Source organism: Pseudonocardia pini (assembly GCF_013870575.1).
Classification (GTDB): Bacteria; Actinomycetota; Actinomycetes; order Mycobacteriales; family Pseudonocardiaceae; genus Pseudonocardia; species Pseudonocardia pini.
In genome coordinates this window covers 1-2,550 of the sequence record NZ_JACBXB010000789.1, presented here as the reverse complement: position 1 = coordinate 2,550, position 2,550 = coordinate 1, and the positions used below count along the sequence as shown (strand labels likewise).

General features: G+C 72.2%; 4 protein-coding genes. 1 reads left to right on the top strand and 3 read right to left on the bottom strand.

The features are described 5' to 3' along the window. Window positions 1–237: acyclic terpene utilization AtuA family protein (locus H5J29_RS28960; protein WP_181784153.1), on the bottom strand; the 237-nt coding region annotated here is incomplete at its 3' end. Window positions 238–288: 51 nt separating this feature from the next. Next, window positions 289–1,071, bottom strand: a complete 783-nt coding sequence (locus H5J29_RS28955; RefSeq protein ID WP_181784152.1) for an SDR family NAD(P)-dependent oxidoreductase — start codon at window positions 1,069–1,071, stop codon at window positions 289–291. A 256-nt stretch (window positions 1,072–1,327) separates the two neighbouring features. On the opposite strand from H5J29_RS28955, the gene H5J29_RS28950 reads away from it, so the two are divergent. Beyond that, complete coding sequence (locus tag H5J29_RS28950; RefSeq protein ID WP_181784151.1) at window positions 1,328–1,966, top strand: TetR/AcrR family transcriptional regulator; 639 nt, start codon at window positions 1,328–1,330, stop codon at window positions 1,964–1,966. A gap of 12 nt (window positions 1,967–1,978) precedes the next feature. On the opposite strand, the gene H5J29_RS28945 is transcribed toward H5J29_RS28950, so the two are convergent. Beyond that, on the bottom strand, window positions 1,979–2,550 hold a 572-nt coding region (locus H5J29_RS28945; RefSeq protein ID WP_181784150.1), incomplete at its 5' end, for an SDR family NAD(P)-dependent oxidoreductase.

Here is a 2,550-nt window from a genome sequence, read left to right as displayed (position 1 = left end):
TTTGATCCCGCGCTCGGCGATCTCGGGGAGCACGGGCGCGATGGTGGCCACGAAGTCGGCGATGAACCCGCCCTCGGGATCCTTGGCGCGCGCCCGCGCCAGCAGCGCCATCGTGATCTCGGAGAGGTAGTCCGCCACGAGGTAGTCGACCTCGGCGCCGTCGAGGATGTCCCGGATCGCGAGCTTCGTGTCGCCCCAGAACGCGGCGAAACAGCCGAACCGGACCGTGTCCTTCATCGTGGGTCTCCTGTCACCTGCACTGTCGACGACCGATCGTGGGAGAGCGAATCAACTGATCATGAAACCGCCGTCCACGGTCAGCGTGGAGCCGGTGACGTAGCGGGAGGCGTCACTCGCCAGGTAGACGATCGCGCCGAGCAGGTCGTCCGCCGAGCCGAGGCGCCCGGCCGGGATCCGGTCGGCGACGCGGCGCTCCATGTGGGCGTCGTAGCCCTCGGTCATGTCGGTGGCGAAGAAGCCGGGCGCGACGGCGTTGACCCGGATCCCGCGGCGGCCGGTCCACTGGTGGGCCAGGTCGCGGGTGAGGCCGAGCAGCCCGGCCTTGCTGGCCGCGTAGGCGGCCTGCGGGATCCCGGCGGTGGTGAACGCCAGGACGCTGGAGATGTTGATGATGGACCCGCCGTCGGTCATCGCCGCGGCCGCGGCGACGGACAGCCGGTAGGCCCCGGCCAGGTTGATGTCCAGGGTCCGGTCGAACTCCCCCGACGGCTGCTTGTGGGCCGGGCCGACCTCACCGGTCCCCGCGTTGTTGACCAGCACGTCCAGCCTGCCGAACTCGCCGATCGAGGCCTCGACCACGCGCCTGCAGTCGTCGACGCTGCCGATGTCCGTGGGGACGACGAGGCTGCGCCGCCCGGTCGCCTCCACCGCGGCCGCCGTCTCGGCGAGCCGGTCGGCGCGGCGGGCGGCGAGCACCACGTCCGCTCCCGCCTCGGCCAGACCGCGCGCGATCGTCACGCCCAGACCCGCGGAGGCCCCGCTCACGATCGCCACCCGGCCCGTGAGCCCGAACCGCTGCAGGATCCCCGCAGCGGGAAGCGTGTAGGTCATCCGAACCTCTCGTCAGTGGGCGACTCGGCGAGCGCGGTCTCGTGCGACGCATTAGTGAAAGTCTCTTCACTACGAGGGGCACCCTAGCGGCGTCCGGTGGCCCTGTAAAGCACGGCCGACCGGGCTCGGCCAGGCCACCGACCGGGCACACTGCGCCGTCAGGGGACATCTTCCGCTCAAGGGACTGTGTATTCACTAGTGGTCGCTACCCTCGGGAGGCTCCGGCGGCAGCCCGGAGCCGACGACGGGGGACCACGTGGCGGGCGGAGAGCGGCGGACACGCGATCCCGAGCGCAGGGAGCGCATCCTCACCGAGGCGGCGACGCTGATCGCCCACAGCGGGTATCTCGGCGTGAACCTGGCGGACATCGGCGCGGCGGCGGGCATCGTCGGATCGGGCATCTACCGGCACTTCGACAACAAGGGCTCGATCCTGGTCGAGCTGTTCGACCGGGTGGTCGACCGGTTGGTCCTCGATGCCGAACAGTCCCTGCGCGCCACGGACAGCGCCGGCGCGACACTGGCCGCGCTCGTCCGCGGCCAGGTCCGGTTCACCATCGCCGAACGCGCCCTCTGCCAGGTCTATCTGCAGGAGGCGCACAACCTGCCGGAGCAGGACAGCAGGCGGCTGCGCTGGAAGCAGCGCCACTACGTCGACCTGTGGCAGGAGGCGCTGGCCTCGCTCCGCGGCGACCTCTCCCCCAGCCAGGTGCAGGCGCTCGTGCACGCGGCCATCTCCGTCGTCCACTCCCCACTGCGCTACCGCAACGACCTCGACGACACCGCACCGGCGGCCTTCCTCGAGCACGTGGCGTGCACGATGCTCGGAGTCGAGCCGCCCGCGGCGGACCCGCGCACGCTCGTCGAGGACGGGAGCCGCACGGTCGCGGGATGACGACACCGCGCGTCATCCCATGTGGAAGCCGCCGTTGACGTCGACGACCGTCCCCGTCATGTAGGCGGCCCCCGGTGAGGCGAGGAAGGCGACGACCGCGGCGACGTCCTGCGCCGTGGCCAGCCTGCCCAGCGGGCAGTAGTCGCCGCCGTACCCCTTGCCCGCGATCATGTCCGTGTCGACGGCGCCCGGGGCGACGGCGTTCGCGGCGATCCCGTTCGCGGCCTCGGTCCGGGCGAGCCACTTGACCATCGCGTGGACGCCGCCCTTGCTCGCGACGTACTGCGGGCCCGAGGCCACCCCGCCCACCTCGCCGGCCGCGGAGCCGAGGCAGACGACCCGGCCGCCCGCCCGCCGCAGGGCGGGCAGCGCGGCACGGATCGTCCACAGAGCACCCTTGAGGTTCACCCCCAGCACCCGGTCGACCTCCGCCTCCTCGAGATCGGCGATCGGGATCGGGTCGCCGTACACGCCCGCCGAGGTGACGAGGACGTCGATCCGCGGCACCGCGCCGACGGCGGCCTCGACGGCGGCCCGGTCGGTGACGTCGAGGCGGTGCGTGCTCACCCTGCGCCCCAGCGCTA

Coding starts and splice junctions, on each gene's coding strand:
- H5J29_RS28955 (WP_181784152.1), bottom strand. CDS start 1,071: ATGACCTACACGCTTCCCGCTGCGGGGATCCTGCAGCGGTTCGGGCTC.